Source organism: Streptomyces sp. SID5469 (assembly GCF_009862865.1).
GTDB classification, from domain to species: Bacteria; Actinomycetota; Actinomycetes; order Streptomycetales; family Streptomycetaceae; genus Streptomyces; species Streptomyces avermitilis.
Genome location: NZ_WWIN01000001.1, coordinates 7,877,911 through 7,894,854, shown reverse-complemented (window position 1 = coordinate 7,894,854; position 16,944 = coordinate 7,877,911). Strand labels below are relative to the sequence as shown.

Here is a 16,944-nt window from a genome sequence, read left to right as displayed (position 1 = left end):
GTGGGCGACGCTCCTAGAACTGGAGGGACTTGGTCTGGAGGTACTCGGCGAGGCCGTGCGCGCCGAGCTCACGGCCCACGCCCGACTGCTTGTAACCCCCGAAGGGCGCAAGGGGGTTGAAGCGGCCGCCGTTGATGTCGACCTGCCCGGTGTCGAGCCTGCGGGCGAAGGCGACCGCCTCCGCCTCGTCGCCCGCCCAGACGGCGCCGGCGAGGCCGTACACCGTGCCGTTGGCGATCCGCAGGGCCTCCTCCTCGTCCTCGTACCGGATGACCGAGAGGACCGGGCCGAAGATCTCCTCCTTCGCGATCGTCATCTCGGGCGTGACGTCGGCGAAGACGGTGGGGCTGACGAAGTAGCCCTGCGGCTCGGTGGATTCGGGGCCGCCCGCGACGAGCCGTGCGCCCTCGGCGACACCCTTGTCGATGTAACCGCGCACCCGGGCGCGCTGCTTGGCGTTCACCAGCGGGCCGATGCGGTCCGCGTACTTCACCGCGGCGGCCGCGGCCAGCTCGACCGCCTCCTCGTACCGCTCCGCGTGCACCAGCATGCGCGTCCAGGCGCTGCACGTCTGGCCGGAGTTGGCCATCACGTTGGCGACGCCCACGTTCACCGCCTTGGCGAGGTCGGCGCTCGGCAGGATGACGTTGGCGGACTTGCCGCCGAGTTCGAGGGCGACCCGCTTGACGGCCGCACCGGCCGTGGCACCGATCTGCCTGCCGACCGCCGTCGAGCCGGTGAACGAGACCAGGTCGACGTCCTCGTGCTCGGCGAGCGCCTGTCCCGCGACCGGGCCGAGGCCGGTGACGAGGTTGAACACACCCGCCGGGACACCGGCCTCGTGGACCGCCTCCGCGAAGAGCTGGGCGGTCAGCGGGGTGTCCTCGGCGGGCTTCAGTACGATCGTGCAGCCCGCCGCGAGTGCCGGGGCGACCTTGGCGACGATCTGGTGCAGGGGGTAGTTCCAGGGGGTGATGGCGCCGACCACGCCGACCGGCTCGTGGTGGACGGTCGAGTTGCCCACCCTCTCCTCGAAGGCGTACGTCGCCGCGAGTTCGGCGTACGAACCCGCGACCAGGATCGGCAGGCCCACCTGCACGCTCTGCGAGAACGACAGCGGTGAGCCGAGTTCGGCCGTGACGGTCTCGGCGATCTCGTCCTGGCGGGCCACCAGGACGTCCCGGAGGGCGGAGATCCGCGCGGCCCGCTCGGCGGGCGGGGTCGCGGCCCAGGCGGTCAGGGCGGCACGCGCGGCACGTACGGCCGCGTCCACGTCCTCGGGAGTGCCCGCCGGCACCCGGCCGATCACCTGCTCGTCGGCCGGGTTCACGACCTCGATCATGTCCGGCCCCGCGGCGGGCCGCCAGGCGCCGTCGATGTACATGCCGTCCTGTGCCTTCATCGTCTTCCTCCGGAGTCGGGCAGCGTCGTCCGCGCCCCAAACTAGCGATGTTAGTTTTGGGACGCCAGAGGGTTCCGGGTCACGATGGAGCGGGGCCCGCGCGCCGCGGCGGAGCGCGATACCGGGGGGACGAGGACCTGGGGCGACGTTCCGGAAGAGCCTCGCGGGCGTCCCCGCCGGGGTTCAGCCCCCGCGGGCGTTCCGCCGGGGTTCAGCCCTTCCGGGTCGCCGTGAGGTGGGCGAAGACCACGATGTTGCTGGCGTAGCCCTTCTTGCGGTCGTACGTGCCGCCGCAGGTGATCAGACGCAGCTCGGGGCGCTTCCTGGTGCCGTACACCTCCTTGTCGGGAAAGTGCGACTTCTCGTACGTCTGCACCCGGTCCACGGTGTAGACGGCGGTGCGTCCGTCCGCGCGCCGGGCCTCGACCAGCCGTCCCGGCGGCAGTTGGCCGAGCGCGGCGAAGACGGCGGGGCCGGTCCTGGTGTCGCGGTGGCCGACGACGACGGCCGTGCCCTTCTCGCCCGGCGCCGGTCCGCCCTCGTACCAGCCTACGAGCTTGGGTTTGTCCACCGGCGGCGTGGCGAGCTGCCGGTCACGGTCGAGCCGGAGGCCGATGACCGGCGCCTCGATGCCCAGATGCGGGATGCGCAGCACGGTGGCCCGGGAGCGCGGCAGCGGGGTGGGCGGCGGAGCGGACCGGGCCGACCGGCCGGTCCGCTCCGCTCCGGTCCCGGGACCGCGCGCGTCGGTGCCGGGGCCGGCGGCGTCGGCCGCCACCGCGGGCCGCTCGGGCCCGGCGAGGACGGCCGGCCCGCCCGGCTCGTCGTCCTGTCCGCACCGGTTGCCCACCGTCACCAGGACGGCCACGAGCGCGGCCGTCCTGGTGAGGCGGTAGGCGCGAGTCCGGTACCAGGGCCTGCGGAGCCGCCTACGCGGCGCCATGGGGCCGACGGCGGATCAGCCGGAAGTACGTGACGCCTCCGGCCACGACCAGCCCGACGGCCGCCGTCGCGGCGACCGGCGAGACCGCCTCGGTCATGTCGGCGAGCCCGCCGCCGCCCGCGTGGACGCCGCCCTTCGGGCCGTCCTCGCCGCCCTGCGAGGAGCTGTTCCCGCCGCCCTGGCTCTCGTGTCCGCCGCCCTGCGAGGAGCTGTCGCCGCCCTGGCCGGCGCCGCCCTGGCTGTCGCCGCCCTGGTAGCCGCCGCCCTGCGGGCCCGACGCGCCGTTGTACTCCTTTTCGCCGTGCTCGTTCTCTTCGCGGCAGTCGACCCGGAAGATCTTCTCCTTCTGGGGGGCGGTGGCGCTCGGGGGGACGGGCCAGGTCAGCTTGTACTGCCCGTCGGGCAGGGCGAGGGGTTCCGTGCGGCCGACACCCGCCGCGAGGATGATGGCGCCGGTGAGCGTCGCGGTGTTGGGCAGCGGCGGCTGCGCCTCGATGGTGTAGGTGACGGTCGTCGCCCCGTCGAAGTTGGTCGCGTCGAGGTAGAACCGGCAGACCTTGGAGTCGTCCTTGGGCACGCCCAGGGGCGCACCCACTCTGTGGATCCTGAGTTCGCCTTCGTCCCCCGGGGCGGCGAAGGCGACCGGCGCCCCGATCGAGGCGGTCGTGGCGGTGGCGAGAACCGCCAGGGCGGCGGCGGCACCGGTGCGGGCTGCTCCGGCGCGGCGGGAGAGTGGCGAGGTGGTCATGCGTATGTCCTCCGAGTCAGACGATTTTCATACAAATCGCTCTTTCACCTGACTCTCTTTCACATTCGCCGCGGCGGATGCGGGAGCTGCGCCCGACACCCTGTCAGGAATCCCTCGTCCGGCCCAATGGCGCACCGGACCGCCGCGGGCCACCGGTCCGCTGTCGCACCACCTGCTTCCCCGGCGCGCGCAGCGCGATTCCCGAGGAGATCAGCAGCAGCGCGCCGAGCATCACGAACGGCGCCGCCACGCCCGCGACTCCGGCGATCAGACCGGCCGCGGCGGGCGCGGCGACCTGGCCGAGCCGGTTGCCGGTCAGGCGCAGCGCGAGGGCGGTGGAGCGCGCGTCGTCCGGCGCTGCCTGCACCACGGTCGTCATGGACAGCGGCTGCCCGACGCCGAGGCAGAACCCGAGCGCCGCGAGCATCACGGCCAGCGCCCACACCGGCACCGGGAGCGCGATGCCCGCGCACAGCAGCGCCGCCGCGAGACAGGTCACGGTGAGCAGGGCGGCCCGGCCCAGCCACCGCAGCATCGGTGTCATCACCAGCCGGCAGGCGATGGTCGCCGCGGCGCGCAGGCTCAGCAGCAGACCGACCACCGACGGAGCGATGCCCCGGTGTTCACCGACCACCGGAAGATACGCGGTGAGGATGTCCGTCGCCGACAGCACGGCGAGGCTGACGAAGATGCCCGCGGGCACCCCCCGGGTACGCAGGATGCGGTGGACGGGGATGCGATCGCCGCGCTCGGTACGGGAGTTGGCCGTCGTACGGTGTTCGATGCGCCACAGCGACGCGCAGGACACCGCGGCGACCGCGCCCGCCACCAGCAGCGCCAGCGCGCTGCTGCCCGCCCGGTCCGGGCCGCCGATCAGGGCACCCGCGACGACCGGGCCGATCAGCTGGCCGAGCGAGGCGCCGATCGTGAAGTGGCCGAAGTTGCGGTCCTGTTCGTGGGGCGCGGACTGGCGGGCGACGATCGACTGCGCGCCGATGACGAAGCAGAGGTGGCCGAGACCCATCACCCCGCTCCAGGCGGCCATCGCGGCGAGGGAGTCGGCCGCGCCGCTCAGGGCACAGCCGCCCGCGATCAGGACAACGCCCAGCGGCAGCAGGGGCGCACACCGGCCGTGGTCCGTACGGCGGCCGAGCGGCACGGCGGCGAACAGCGGAAGCAGCGCGTACACGCCCGCGATCACACCGACCGCGCGCTCGTCGGCGCCCAGCGCGAGGGCCCGGTAGGAGACGGCGGGCCGCGCCATCGACACCGCCCCCTGCGCGAAGCAGAAGGCGATGACGAGGCGCAGCAGCCAGCCCCTGCCGGGCCGTTCGGTGGGAGAGGCGCCGGGCATCAGATGATGCCGAAGAGGATCCCGGCCCCGAGCACCACCAGCGAGGTGAGCGCGGCCCACTTGACCACGAACCTCGTGTGGTCGCCGAACTCGACCTTGGCCATGCCGACGAGGACGTACACGGCGGGCACCAGCGGGCTCGACATGTGCAGCGGCTGGCCGACCAGCGAAGCGCGGGCGATCTCCAGGGACGAGACGCCGTGCGCCTGGCCCGCCTCGGCGAGGACCGGGAGGATGCCGAAGTAGAAGCCGTCGTTCGACATGAAGTACGTGAGCGGGATGCTCAGGACACCGGTGACGAAGGCCATGTGCGGGCCCATGCCGTCCGGGATGTTGGAGACCAGCCACTCGGCCATGTGGTCGACCATGCCGGTGCCCTGGAGGACGCCGGTGAAGACGGCGGCGGCGAAGACCATTCCGGAGACGTTGAGGACGTTCTCGGCGTGGGCGCCGAGGCGGGCCTTCTGGTCGGGCATGTGCGGGAAGTTGACGGTGAGCGCGAGCGCGGCGCCGAGCAGGAACAGGACCGGGATCGGCAGCCACTCCATGATCATGGCGGTGAGTAGCGTGACCGTGAGCAGCGCGTTGAACCAGTACAACTTGGGGCGCAGGGTGGCGCGGTGGGGGTCGAGGCCCTGGAATCCGTCGTCGGCGGTGGCGGACTCGGGGGCGTCCGCGTCGGTGCCGGAGCCGGAACCGCCGGTGGCGCGCGGGGACTTCTCCTCGGAACCGCCCGCACCCACCAGCACCGTCTCGGCCTCCTGCGGCTCCAGTGCCTCGTCCAGCGTCAGCACGCCGAGCCGCGTGCGCTCGCGGCGCCCGAGGACGTAGGCGAGGGCGAAGACACCGAGGAGACCCACGGCGAGGGCCGGAATCATCGGCACGAAGATGTCGCTGGCGTCCAGCTTCAGCGCGGTCGCGGCGCGGGCGGTCGGGCCGCCCCAGGGGAGCGTGTTCATCACGCCGTTGGCCATCGCGGCGACACCGGTCATCACGACGAGGCTCATCTTCAGGCGCTTGTACAGCGGGTACATCGCCGAGACCGTGATCATGAAGGTGGTCGAGCCGTCGCCGTCGAGCGAGACGATCGCGGCGAGCAGGGCCGTGCCGACGACGATCCGCAGCGGGTCCGCCTTGCAGAACCGCAGGATGCCCCGCACGATCGGGTCGAAGAGGCCGACGTCGATCATCACACCGAAGTAGACGATCGCGAACATCAGCATCGCCGCGGTGGGCGCGAGGCTGGTGACGCCGTCGATGACGTAGTCACCGAGCTTGGCGCCCTTTCCGACGAAGACGCAGAAGAGCGCCGGGATCAGCACGAGCGCCGCGATCGGCGACATCTTCTTCAGCATGATCAGGACCAAGAAGGTCGCGATCATGGTGAAGCCGAGGATGGTCAGCATGAATGGATACCTAACGTTCGCCCTTGAACTCCCACCAGGGCCGGCGGTGGCGATGACGTTAAGTCGGGTCGAGAACTGTTAACAAGACGTTGACATGGGAGCAATAAGCGCAAAACTCCAGGTCAGGATGTGCGTGTCAGCTCGACGGGTACGCCGTTGAGCACGGCGTTGCCCGAGAGCGGGTCGAGCAGGCTGCCATCGAGGAGCTGGTTGACGTTGACGCCGGGGTCCAGCGCGGCATGGCTCATCCGGGTGCCGGGCCGGTCGTGGCCCCAGCCGTGCGGGAGGCTGACGACCCCGCGCCGGATGCCGTCGGTGACCTCGACGGGGGCCGTGACCGCTCCCCCGGCGCCCCTGACCCGGACCGGCGCCCCGTCGGTGAGGCCGAGGCGCTCGGCGTCCTCGGGGTGGATGTGCAGGGTGCAGCGGTTGGTGCCGCCGGTGAGGGCGGGCACGTTGTGCAGCCAGCTGTTGTTGGACCGCAGATGCCGCCGCCCGATGAGCACGAGCCCCTCGGACCGCTCCCGCAGCGCCTCGCGCAGCCTCGGCAGGTCGCCGGCGATGGGTCCGGGCAGCAGCTCGACCTTGCCGCTGCGTGTCTTCAGGGGCTGCGGCAGGCGCGGCGTGAGCGGCCCGAGGTCGATGCCGTGCGGGTGGGCGAGCACCTTCTCCAGGGTGAGCCCGTCCGGCCGGGCGCCGAATCCGTCGCCGTACGGGCCGAGGCGCAGCATCATGTCGAGCCGCCGCTCGGGGCCGCTGTCCCCGGTGAGCACGGCGGCGAGTTCGCCCGGGTCGCGGCCGTGCACGGGCGCGTGCGGGTCCGTGACGGCCTTGCCCAGTGTCTGGTCGATGACCAGGGCGTCCACGGCGTCGGGGGCGGCGCCGTGCATGCCCGTGGCGGCGAGCACGAGCCGTGCGAGGATCTCGGTCTCCGCCATCCGGCCGGGTTCCAGGGGGACGGCGGCGCGGGTGTAGCGGACCTGGTTGTGCACGGCGAAGGCGTTGAACGCGAAGTCGAAGTGCGGCGCCTGGGAGGGCGGGGGCGGCGGCAGGACGACATGGGCGTGGCGCGAGGTCTCGTTGAGGTACGGGTCGACACTGACCATGAAGTCGAGCGAGCCGAGGGCCTTGTCGAGGCGGTCGCCGTCGGGCGCGGAGAGTACCGGGTTGGTGGCGACTGCGATGAGGGCGCGGACCGGGCTGCCCTCGCCGGTGGCGGTGTCGATCTCCTCGGCGAGCGCGGACAGCGGCAGCTCGCCCTTGGCCTCCGGGTGTCCGCTCACCCGGCTGTGCCACCGCCCGAGCGCGAAGCCACGGCCGGGTCCGGCGGGCCGGGGCGCCTTGTCGGTGGCGGACAGCGGGAACAGGGCGCCGCCGGGCCGGTCGAGGTTGCCGGTGAGGATGTTGAGCACGTCGACGAGCCAGCTGGCGAGCGTGCCGTGCGGGACGGTGCAGCTGCCGATGCGGCCGTAGACGGCGGCGGTCGGGGCGGCGGCCAGTTCACGGGCGAGCTCCCGGATCACGTCGGCCGGTACGTCGCACGACGGGCTCGCCGCTTCGGGGGTGAAGTCCCTCAGCGCGTCGGCGAGTTCGTCGACGCCCTGGACATGCGGGGCGAGCTCCCCGAGGTCGACGAGCCGCTCCTCGAAGAGCACGTACGCCATCGCCGCGAGCAGCAGTGCGTCGGTGCCGGGGCGGATGGCGACGTGCCGGTCGGCGAGCTTGGCGGTGCGGGTGCGGCGCGGGTCGACGACGGTGAGGGTGCCGCCGCGGGCCTTGAGGGCCTTGAGCTTGCCGGGGAAGTCGGGGGCGGTGCAGAGACTTCCGTTGGATTCGAGGGGGTTGGCGCCGAGCAGCAGCAGATGGTCGGTGCGGTCGAGGTCGGGCACGGGGATGGCCACCGCGTCGCCGTACAGCAGACCGCTGGAGACGTGCTTGGGCATCTGGTCGACGGTGGAGGCGGTGAAGAGGCTGTGGGTGCGCAGACCGGCGAGCAGGACGGGCGGGTAGAGGGCGCCGGCCATGGTGTGGACGTTCGGGTTGCCGAGGACGACACCGACGGCGTGCGGTCCGTGCTCCTCGACGACGGGCCGCAGTCCGGCGGCGACGGCGTCGAACGCCTCCTCCCAGGTGGCCTCGCGCAGCTCCCCGTCCTCGCGGACGAGCGGCGTCCGCAGCCGGTCCGGGTCTCCGTCGGCCGCCCCGAAGGACGCGCCCTTCGGGCAGATGAACCCCTTGCTGAACACGTCGTCGCGGTCGCCGCGGGCCTTGGTCACCCGGGTCCCCTCGATGGTGAGCGTCAGCCCGCAGGTGGCCTCGCACAAGGGGCAGATACGCAGGGCGGTGCGGGACACGGGTCCTCCCAGAGGGGTGGCGGCAACGGTGACGCACGGATCGAGCCGAGCATACCGAGCGGTATGGCAGGAGGGGAGGGGCTGCCGGGGACCTCGTCGGAAACCCGCGCACGGCCGACCGCCGGCCGGTCGCCGCGGAGCGGCCCGTCGCGAGTGCCGCCGGCCCCTTCGCCGCCGCCCGGGCTCCGCTCAGTCCAGTACGCGCCCCAGATAGGCCCTCAGCAGTGCCCGGGTCTCCGCGATGATGTCCTCGTCTCCCTCGGGGGACATCCGGAAGGCCAGGTGGACCAGGGTGTCGGCGGTTTCGACCGCGATCAGGAACGTGCGGCGGAGGTCGTCGTCGGGGGTGCGGCCGAGGTACGCCGACAGGAGTTCCGTCAGACGGTCGGCGACGCGGTGGTTGGGTTCGGCGTAGCGGGCGCCGACCGGGATCTGGTTGCCGAAGTCGACGAGGGAGAAGCCGGGCGCCGTGCGCTTCATGTCCAGGTACTCGTCGAGGACCGCGTCCATCGCCGCGCGCCAGTCACCCTCGCCGTCCGACTGCTCGAGGCGGTGGGTGACGCGGTCGGTGTAGCGCTCGAAGTTGCGTTCGGCGAGCGCGTCGGCCATCGCGCGCTTGTTGCCGAAGAAGCGGTACACGGAGCCGATGGGCACGCCGGCACGCAGGGCCACGGCCCGGGTGCTCAGGGCGTCGTAGCCGACCTCGTCGAGGAGGTCGGCGCAGGCGTCGAGGATCCTGGTCAGCCGTTCGGCGCTCCGTCGTTGGACGGGCGCGCGGCGCAGCGATGTCGCTTGGGGCACGGGCTTCATGATGCCTTTCCGCGGGAGTCCGGTGAACCTCGCCCGTCTGTACGGAGATGGGTGCGCCCCACACTCATCCCGGCCGCGGAGTCGCCGGTGCCCTGGGTGGGCGTCCCGCTCGCCCCCTCCGCCCCGCCCCCGGCCCCGCTCGGCGTCGAGTGCGGCCTCGTCGGCCCCGTCCCCGACGCCGTGATGTCCGCCGTGCTCTGGACGGGCCGGCCGTCCACGGCCCACACCGTGCCGTCGTCCGCGTACAGACGCACCGTGACGTGATGCGTGCCGCGCGGGACCAGCTTGCCGGGGAGGTGATGGTCCGGGGTGCGCAGCCGCGCGAGGGCGCGGCCGTCCAGCGAGAGCAGGGCGACACCGCGTCCGGCCACCGGCACCGCTCGCGCGCCGGGCGGCGAGAAGCGGAAGTTGTGGACGGTCAGCAGGACGTCCCAGCTGTCGTCGGAGTCCGGCTGGACCTCGACGGAGACCTCGGGTGCGCCCTTCTCGTCGACTTCACGGTAGTGCCGTCCCCTCTCGTCCGTGTCGTCCAGCAGCTTGCCCACCGGCGAGGCCGTCGCCCCGCCCCGCCGCCCGTGCGCGCCGTCGGCGCCACAGCCCGCCGCGCCGCCGAGCAGGGCGCACACCGCGAGCGCCGCGAGCGGTCCGCGCGTCCACGACATGCCGGGGAGAGTAGAGCACCCCTCCGACAGCCGGATCCTCCTGAAGTCGGGTCTTGCGCGTCCGGAAGGCGGGTCCTGCCCCGGCCTGCTTCCCCACCATCCCCCTTGCGCACACCGCACCCGAATCCTACGGTGATGCATAGGAATCAGGAACGAGGGAGCGATCATGAGCGGGGACGCACGGAAGACCGCCGAAGGACTGGCCCATCTCACCGGGTTCGGCAACGAACACGCCTCGGAAGCGGTCCCCGGCGCCCTCCCCGAGGGCCGCAACTCCCCGCAGCGCGCCCCGCTCGGCCTGTACGCGGAGCAGCTCAGCGGCTCGGCGTTCACCGAGCCCAGGGCACACAACCGGCGCTCGTGGCTGTACCGGATCCGCCCCTCGGCCGCGCACCCCCCGTTCACCCGCGCGGACAACGGCGCGATCCGCACCGCCCCCTTCACGGAGACGGCGCCCGACCCGAACCGGCTGCGCTGGAACCCGCTGCCCGAGCCCCCCGCCGGGACGGACTTCGTCGGCGGCCTGTGGACCCTCGGCGGCAACGGCGACGCCACCCAGCGCACCGGCATGGCCGTGCACCTGTATCACGCCAACTCCTCGATGGACCGCGTCTTCAGCGACGCCGACGGGGAGCTGCTGATCGTGCCGGAGCGCGGCGGACTGCTCCTGCGCACCGAGTTCGGGCTGCTGCACGCGGAGCCGGGCCAGGTCGCGCTGGTCCCCCGCGGCGTCCGCTTCCGCGTGGACCTCCTCGACGAGTCCGCCCGGGGCTACGTCTGCGAGAACTACGGCGCCCCCTTCCAGCTCCCCGACCTCGGCCCGATCGGCGCCAACGGACTCGCGGCCGCCCGGGACTTCAAGGCTCCCGTGGCCGCGTACGAGGACGTCGAGGGCCCCGTCGAGGTGGTGAACAAGTTCTGCGGCAACCTCTGGACGGCGACATACGACCACTCGCCCCTGGATGTGGTCGCCTGGCACGGCAACCACGTGCCGTACACCTACGACCTGCGCCGTTTCAATGTGCTGGGCACCATCAGCTACGACCACCCGGACCCGTCGATCTTCACGGTGCTGACCTCACCGTCCGACACCCCGGGGCTCGCCGGCGTCGACTTCGTGGTGTTCGCGCCGCGCTGGCTGGTGGGTGAGGACACGTTCCGGCCGCCGTACTTCCACCGGAACGTGATGAGCGAGTACATGGGGCTCATCGAGGGCGCCTACGACGCCAAGGCGGCCGGTTTCGTTCCCGGTGGGGGGTCGCTGCACAACATGATGTCGGCGCACGGGCCCGACCGGGAGACCTTCGACCGGGCGAGCGCCGCCGAGCTGCGGCCGCAGAAGATCGACGACGGTCTCGCGTTCATGTTCGAGACGCGCTGGCCGGTGACCGCGACGGCCCAGGCGGCCCGCGCCGAGCACCTCCAACCCGCGTACGACGACGTGTGGCAGGGGCTCCAGCGCCACTTCCGTCCGTCGGACTGAGCGCCACCGCCCGTTGCACTGCACGCCCGCGACCGGTACGGATAGCCCTCGTGACCTCTTTCGCCCCGGACTCGATCGTTCTGAACCGCAAACTGCCGCTCTGGTATCAGGTATCGCAGTCCCTGCGCGCCTCGATACTCGGCCGGTCGCCCCAGGACCCGCTGCGCCTGCCGACCGAGGAACAGTTGGCGGGGCACTACGGAGTGAGCGTGCTGACCATGCGGCAGGCGCTCAAGGAGCTGGAGGACGAGGGGCTGATCACCCGCCATCGCCGACGGGGCACGTTCATCGAGCCGGGCGTCCAGCGGGGCGCCCCGGTGCGGCTGCTCGGCTCGGTGGACGCGATCGTGGCGCAGCAGTCGGGCATGGTGGCGGAGCTGCTGGAGCACGGCAGATCACCCGTTTCGGGGGAACTCGCCGAGTATTTCCCGGATGTGGACGAGGTGGCGACGTACCACCGGCTGCGCGCCGACGAGCGGACCGGCGAGCCGACGAACCACGCCCGCAACTACGTGCGGCCCGAACTGGCCGAGCGCATCGGCCTGGACGACCTGGCCCGCTGGCCGATGACCAAGGTGCTGCGGGACGTCGTGGGCGTACGCATCGGCCGTATCACCGACACCGTGGAGGCGCGGCTGGCGGATCCGGAGACGGCGCGGCTGCTCCAAGTGCCGCTGCTCAGCCCGATCCTGCACTACACGGGCGTGACGTACGACGAGGACGGACAGGTCCTGGACGTGGCGGTCATCCACTACCGCGGCGACCGCTTCTCGTTCACGGTCACCCTCGACGCCGACTGATCCCCGTTCCCTCATGACCCCCTTGAGGTCGGCCGGCCACGTCGTACGATGCCCAGCGTGACGCACGACGACGCTCCGCTGCTCGCGGACCTCATGCCGTGGTCGGTCGCACCTCTGCGGCTGGGCCGTGGCTGGCCGATGGCGCCCGACGTGGCCTCGCTGAAGGCGCGCTGGGACGCCCTGCTGAAGGCCGAGGGGCCGGACCGCGAGGCCTTGTTCGAGCCGACCCGCGCACGCACCCTGCACTCCGCGGTGGCCCAGCTGCCGGGCCAGTCCAGCGGGACGGGGCGGCTCGCCCGTGCGACGGGCCCGTGCCCGGAGCCCGTGCGTGTGCTCGGCGACCCGTTCGACGAACAGTGGCTGATCCCGGACCACCGGCTCCTCGACGCGGCACGGCCCGAGCTGTGGCGGGTGGCGGACGAGGGCCAGGTGTTCGTGGCCGAGCAGACGGTCGCGCCCGGGTCCACCGGCCCCCTGCTGCTGGCTTCGCCGCTGCTGCCGGTGAAGTCGCCGGCCGTCCGCTCAGGTCCCGTCCGCCCGCTGTACCGGCGCCCGGGACGTCTCGAACCGAACCTGGCACCGGGCCTGGTGGAGCATCTCGCCGGACGCCTGGGCCGCCCCGTGTCACCCGTCGACGCCCTGGCCTGGATTCTGGCGGCCGCGCGGCCGGGCCCCGAGGGCATCGAGGTGCCGCTCACCGCGGACCCCGGCCTCTGGTCCCGGGGCACGGAGTCGGGCCACCGGACGCTGTGGCTGATGTGCCGCACCGGCGAGCGCCCCAAGCTGCCGGGCGGGCGCCGCCCCTACGTCCGCGCTCCGCTCCCCGCCCGCCCCCTGGAACTCCTCTACGACCGCGCGGAGGAGGCCCTGCACATCGGCGAGGGCCGGATCTCACCGGTGCCGGGCGGCGCCTGGGATTTCCACGTCGGCGGGGTCCGGGTCCTCGAGGCGTGGTTCGCCCGCCGCACGGAGCCCGCCGAGCCGGGCACGCTGGAGGCGGTGCGCCCCGCGGCCTGGCCGCAGGCGTGGACGTCCGAACTGCTGGAACTCATCACCGTGCTCGCCCTGCTGGGCGAGATCGGCCCGCGCCACGGCGAGTCGGCGGCGGGGGCACCGGTCACCGCGGCCGAGCTGTACCGGGCCGGTGTGCTCCCGGTACCGGATGCGGCACGTCGGCCCGCTTCGGTGCTCGACCACCACGAAGAGGGTCCGGAAGGCCAGTTCGCGCTGATCTAGACCGCGCGGGTGACGCGCGAGGGGGGTGCCGGGGGTGGTGGGGCGTCGGGGGGAGAAGGGAAAGGGCCCGCACTCATGCGGTACACCGGGGCGCCGCTGCGTGCCGTGGGGATGATGGACGACGAGATCGCAGCGCGTGCCGGGTCGGTGTGGCGTGAGCGCGGGCCCTTGTGGAACGCCGGTTTGTTCAGCGCCCGCCGAACAGCGAACGGCGCAGTCGGCGCAGTGGTGCGAAGAGCGAGACTCGCCTCACTCGCGCGCCCCTGCCGCTGCGGTCGTGCGCGGTGTCACGCGCGGTGAGCTCACGCATCAGCGACGTGGCCTCGGCCGTCTCGCGCTGCGGGATGGCGGGGCCGCCCAGCACTGCGAGATGGCGGTCGAGGCGCGAGCTGGTCGCGCTGCTCCCGCAGGTGATCGCAGGGACCCGTGCCCTGCTGCGCACTGTTATCTGTTCCATGTCACTCCCCACCCGTACGAGTCCACCCGGCCCGGGCAGGCTAACCCTATCGCCCCCTCGTGGCACTCGGGTATCGCGGGCGCAGGATTCACCTTGCCGGTAAGGGTGTTGACGGTTACTCTCCGAATCCGACCGATTCCAGGGCGAGTTGGACAACTGGCTGGCTGGTGGGCTGCGCTGAGCCTCCGTCGGGCTCGACGGTCACAGCAAGTGACGTCGCCTTGGTGTTCAGCCCGCTCGCGACCAAGGGCGCGTCGCCGTCGAAGAGCCCGAGGGAGCGCGGTTGGCCGTTGGGGCGCATGAGCCACAGCTGATGCACGCGGCCGCCGGACGGCGCCCGGAACCCGCTCAGGGTGACGACCGCGCGCCCCTCAGATGCGGAGGCGATCACTCCGATACCACGGCCCTTCGCGTCCCGGTCACTGGTCGCCCGGGCGTCGGGAGCGGCCAGAACGTGGGCGATCTCACGTGCCTGGGCCTGCTGCTCGGCGAGTTGGTCCTGGGTTCGGCCGGCCTGCACGGCGAACAGTGACGCCACGACGAGGGCGGCGGCGGCCGTGGCGGTGGCGAGCGGGACGAAGAGGGGGCGCGTGCGGCGGGCGCGGGCGCGTGCCGGGGGCGGCGCGGTTCCCCAGACATGGGCCGGCAGATGCGGCTCCCGCGCACGCGACGCACCCTGGGGAGCTTCCTGGGGTGTGCTGCGTACGGCGCTGAGGACCCGGTCCCGCAGCGCCGCCGGCGGCGGGGCCGCCGTGGACCAGGCGAGCCGCACCGCGTCCTCGTACAGGTCCCGCACCTCCGCCGCACAGCGGTCGCAGCCCTTGAGGTGTCTCTCGAAGCGACGGCGTTCGTCGGGCTCGAGGGCGTCGAGGGCGTAGGGCGCGGCAAGCGAGTGCAGATCGCGGCGCAGCAGACGGTCGAGGGCGCTCATGCGGCTCCTCCCAGGCAGTTGCGCAGCCGCGTGAGTCCGTCGCGCATTCGCGTCTTGACCGTGCCGAGGGGCAGCGAGAGCCGCTCGGCCACTTCACGGTACGTGTAGCCGTCGTAGTAGGCGAGGGTGACGGACTGGCGTTGCAGGGCGGTCAGGCGGTCCAGGCAGCGGCGTACCCACTCGCGTTCGAGGCCGGCCTCGACTTCCTCGGCGACCTGGTCGAAGGCGGGGTGGTGGGCGCGGAGCGCCTCGCGCTGCTCGCGTTCGCCGGCCGCGCGGGCGCTGCGCACCCGGTCGACCGCGCGGCGGTGCGCGAGGGTGAGGATCCAGGAGAGGGCGCTGCCCCGGCCGGGGTCGAAGCGGGCGGCGGAGCGCCACAGTTCGAGCAGCACCTCCTGAGCCACCTCCTCCGACTGCGCCGGATCCCGCACGACCCGGCGCACCAGACCGAACACCGGCCCGGACACCAGTCCGTACAGCTCTTCGAATGCCCGTTGGTCACCTTCGGCCACGAGCACCAGGAGCTCGTCCGCATGCACCAGCACCCCCACCAGTCCCCCCTCTCCGGCCGTCTCCGGCCCGTCCCGCCTCACTGAAGTATTCGCAGCGATCACGTCTTCGGATGGGGTTACGGATGGGGGAAGCGAAAACGCGGGTCCCGCGCCGATGAAACAACTGGCGAAAGTCACCGTAAGAACGTTTGGGATTCGACCAATCCACCCCGGCGACCGCTCCGAATGCGGTTCGTCAGGCAAGTTGGCACTGAGGACGGACGGCATGACACCTATCTCCAGGAGCGGTGCGGGACGCAGGAGCCTTGCGACCCTCATAAGTGGTGCGCTGGCCGCCGGGGGGCTCGCGGCCGCCGGCGTCACCGCGCTGGAACCGGGGGCGGCCTCCGCCTCCAGTCACCGGGAGGCCCCGCTGATCTCGGGCACTCCCCAGTACGACAACACCGACGTGTACGCGTTCGTGAGCCCGGACAAGCCGGACACGACGACGGTCATCGCGAACTGGATCCCGTTCGAGGATCCGGCGGGCGGTCCGAACTTCTACACGTTCGCGGAGGACGCCCAGTACGACATCCACATCGACAACAACGGTGACGCCCAGGGCGAGTTGATCTACCGCTACACGTTCAAGACGCACCGCAAGAACGGCGACACGTTCCTGTACAACACGGGTCCGGTGGACAGCCTCGACGACCCCGACCTGAACATCACGCAGACGTACGACATCGATCTGCTCAGGCTGCACGACCAGAAGCTGGTCTCCCGCACGAAGGTCGCGGACGACATCCCCGTGGCGCCGTCGAACGTCGGCAAGGCGTCGATGCCGGACTACACCAAGCTGCGCAACCAGGCCGTGTACAAGCTCGCGGGCGACTCCACGACGTTCGCCGGCCAGGCGGACGACCCGTTCTTCCTGGATCTGCGGGTCTTCGACCTGCTGTACGGCGGAGACCTGTCGGAGGTCGGGCGCGACACCCTCAAGGGCTACAACGTCAACTCGATCGCCCTTCAGCTGCCGACCGACATGATCACCGAGTCGAAGGACCAGCCGATCGTCGGCATCTGGTCCACGACCCAGCGCAAGGACGCCCGCGGTCACTACACGCAGGTCTCGCGCCTCGGCAACCCGCTGGTCAACGAGGTCGTCAACCCGCAGAAGGACAAGGACAAGTTCAACGCGTCCTCGCCCTGGGAGGACGCGCAGTTCCTGAAGAACGTGACCAACCCGGAGCTGCCGAAGCTCATCGAGGCGATCTACAAGATCAAGGCGCCCGCCGAGCCGCGCAACGACCTGGTCGACGTGTTCCTGAAGGGCGTGAAGGGCCTCAACCAGCCGCCGCACGTGACACCGGCCGAGGAACTGCGGCTCAACACCTCGATCGAGCCCACCGCCAAGCCCAAGCGGCTCGGTGTGCTCGACGGCGACAACGCGGGCTTCCCGAACGGACGCCGGCTCACCGACGACGTGATCGACGAGGCGCTCCAGGTCGTGGAGGGCGAACTGGTCGGCTCCAAGAACGACTTGGGTGACGCGGTCAACAAGAACGACAAGAAGTTCGAGCACTCCTTCCCGTACGTGGCCGAGCCGACGGCCGGTTCGCGCGGGAAGACCGCCGGCGGCACCGGCAACAGCGTGCGCAACCAGCTGGGCGACGGTCTGATCGCGAACGCCACGGACGGTTCCAACACCACGCTGATCGCGGCCTCCGCGGCGGCGGGCGCGGCCGGGTTCCTGCTGATCGCCACCGGTCTGGCGTGGTGGCGTCGGCGCAACCGGGCGTACTAGTCCCGGCCCACTGACTGGCGCGGCCCGCACGTAACCCATCCCCCACGGTGCGGGCCGCGC

General features: G+C 72.1%; 15 protein-coding genes. 4 read left to right on the top strand and 11 right to left on the bottom strand.

Features of this window, described 5'->3' with window-relative positions; genetic code table 11:
• Positions 1 to 13: 13 nt before the first annotated feature.
• The 8 genes from GTY58_RS34240 to GTY58_RS34205 all read right to left on the bottom strand — a co-directional run bounded on the left by GTY58_RS34240 (position 14) and on the right by GTY58_RS34205 (position 9,679).
• Complete coding sequence (locus tag GTY58_RS34240; RefSeq protein WP_010987996.1) at positions 14 to 1,402, bottom strand: aldehyde dehydrogenase family protein; 1,389 nt, start codon at positions 1,400 to 1,402, stop codon at positions 14 to 16.
• Between the two features lie 211 nt (positions 1,403 to 1,613).
• A complete protein-coding gene (locus GTY58_RS34235; RefSeq protein WP_010987995.1) occupies positions 1,614 to 2,345 on the bottom strand; it encodes a class F sortase in 732 nt (243 codons plus the stop codon).
• Complete coding sequence (locus GTY58_RS34230; protein ID WP_010987994.1) at positions 2,332 to 3,093, bottom strand: hypothetical protein; 762 nt, start codon at positions 3,091 to 3,093, stop codon at positions 2,332 to 2,334. The genes GTY58_RS34235 and GTY58_RS34230 overlap by 14 nt, the downstream gene beginning before the upstream one ends.
• Positions 3,094 to 3,196: 103 nt before the next feature.
• Entirely contained in the window at positions 3,197 to 4,447 is a 1,251-nt protein-coding gene (locus GTY58_RS34225; RefSeq protein WP_037646401.1) for an MFS transporter, read from the bottom strand.
• Positions 4,447 to 5,853: a citrate:proton symporter gene (locus GTY58_RS34220; RefSeq protein WP_010987992.1), complete on the bottom strand. Its 1,407-nt coding sequence runs from the start codon at positions 5,851 to 5,853 to the stop codon at positions 4,447 to 4,449. Before GTY58_RS34220 ends, GTY58_RS34225 begins: the two co-directional genes overlap by 1 nt.
• A 122-nt stretch (positions 5,854 to 5,975) precedes the next feature.
• Positions 5,976 to 8,207, bottom strand: coding sequence for a molybdopterin oxidoreductase family protein (locus tag GTY58_RS34215; protein ID WP_010987991.1), 2,232 nt, complete (start codon positions 8,205 to 8,207; stop codon positions 5,976 to 5,978).
• A gap of 189 nt (positions 8,208 to 8,396) precedes the next feature.
• On the bottom strand, positions 8,397 to 9,017 hold the full coding sequence (locus tag GTY58_RS34210; protein WP_010987990.1) for a TetR/AcrR family transcriptional regulator: 621 nt from the start codon (positions 9,015 to 9,017) through the stop codon (positions 8,397 to 8,399).
• A complete protein-coding gene (locus tag GTY58_RS34205; RefSeq protein WP_010987989.1) occupies positions 9,014 to 9,679 on the bottom strand; it encodes a hypothetical protein in 666 nt (221 codons plus the stop codon). Before GTY58_RS34205 ends, GTY58_RS34210 begins: the two co-directional genes overlap by 4 nt.
• A 166-nt stretch (positions 9,680 to 9,845) precedes the next feature.
• Between GTY58_RS34205 and hmgA the strand changes: the two genes are divergently transcribed.
• Genes hmgA through GTY58_RS34190 form a run of 3 tightly spaced genes read left to right on the top strand, consistent with a single transcriptional unit; the run spans position 9,846 to position 13,198 of the window.
• A complete protein-coding gene (gene hmgA / locus GTY58_RS34200) occupies positions 9,846 to 11,162 on the top strand; it encodes a homogentisate 1,2-dioxygenase (RefSeq protein ID WP_010987988.1) in 1,317 nt (438 codons plus the stop codon).
• A 50-nt stretch (positions 11,163 to 11,212) separates the two neighbouring features.
• Complete coding sequence (locus GTY58_RS34195; RefSeq protein ID WP_010987987.1) at positions 11,213 to 11,962, top strand: GntR family transcriptional regulator; 750 nt, start codon at positions 11,213 to 11,215, stop codon at positions 11,960 to 11,962.
• A gap of 48 nt (positions 11,963 to 12,010) precedes the next feature.
• On the top strand, positions 12,011 to 13,198 hold the full coding sequence (locus GTY58_RS34190; protein ID WP_010987986.1) for a type ISP restriction/modification enzyme: 1,188 nt from the start codon (positions 12,011 to 12,013) through the stop codon (positions 13,196 to 13,198).
• A 187-nt stretch (positions 13,199 to 13,385) separates the two neighbouring features.
• On the opposite strand, the gene GTY58_RS34185 is transcribed toward GTY58_RS34190, so the two are convergent.
• From GTY58_RS34185 to GTY58_RS34175, 3 genes are all read right to left on the bottom strand, one after another.
• On the bottom strand, positions 13,386 to 13,655 hold the full coding sequence (locus GTY58_RS34185; protein ID WP_010987985.1) for a hypothetical protein: 270 nt from the start codon (positions 13,653 to 13,655) through the stop codon (positions 13,386 to 13,388).
• A gap of 115 nt (positions 13,656 to 13,770) precedes the next feature.
• Positions 13,771 to 14,586: an anti-sigma factor gene (locus GTY58_RS34180; RefSeq protein WP_010987984.1), complete on the bottom strand. Its 816-nt coding sequence runs from the start codon at positions 14,584 to 14,586 to the stop codon at positions 13,771 to 13,773.
• Positions 14,583 to 15,125 (bottom strand): sigma-70 family RNA polymerase sigma factor, encoded by a 543-nt coding sequence (locus GTY58_RS34175; RefSeq protein WP_037646638.1) that lies wholly within the window; start codon positions 15,123 to 15,125, stop codon positions 14,583 to 14,585. Before GTY58_RS34175 ends, GTY58_RS34180 begins: the two co-directional genes overlap by 4 nt.
• A gap of 238 nt (positions 15,126 to 15,363) precedes the next feature.
• On the opposite strand from GTY58_RS34175, the gene GTY58_RS34170 reads away from it, so the two are divergent.
• Positions 15,364 to 16,884: a DUF4331 domain-containing protein gene (locus GTY58_RS34170; protein ID WP_010987982.1), complete on the top strand. Its 1,521-nt coding sequence runs from the start codon at positions 15,364 to 15,366 to the stop codon at positions 16,882 to 16,884.
• The last annotated feature ends 60 nt before the right edge of the window (positions 16,885 to 16,944 follow it).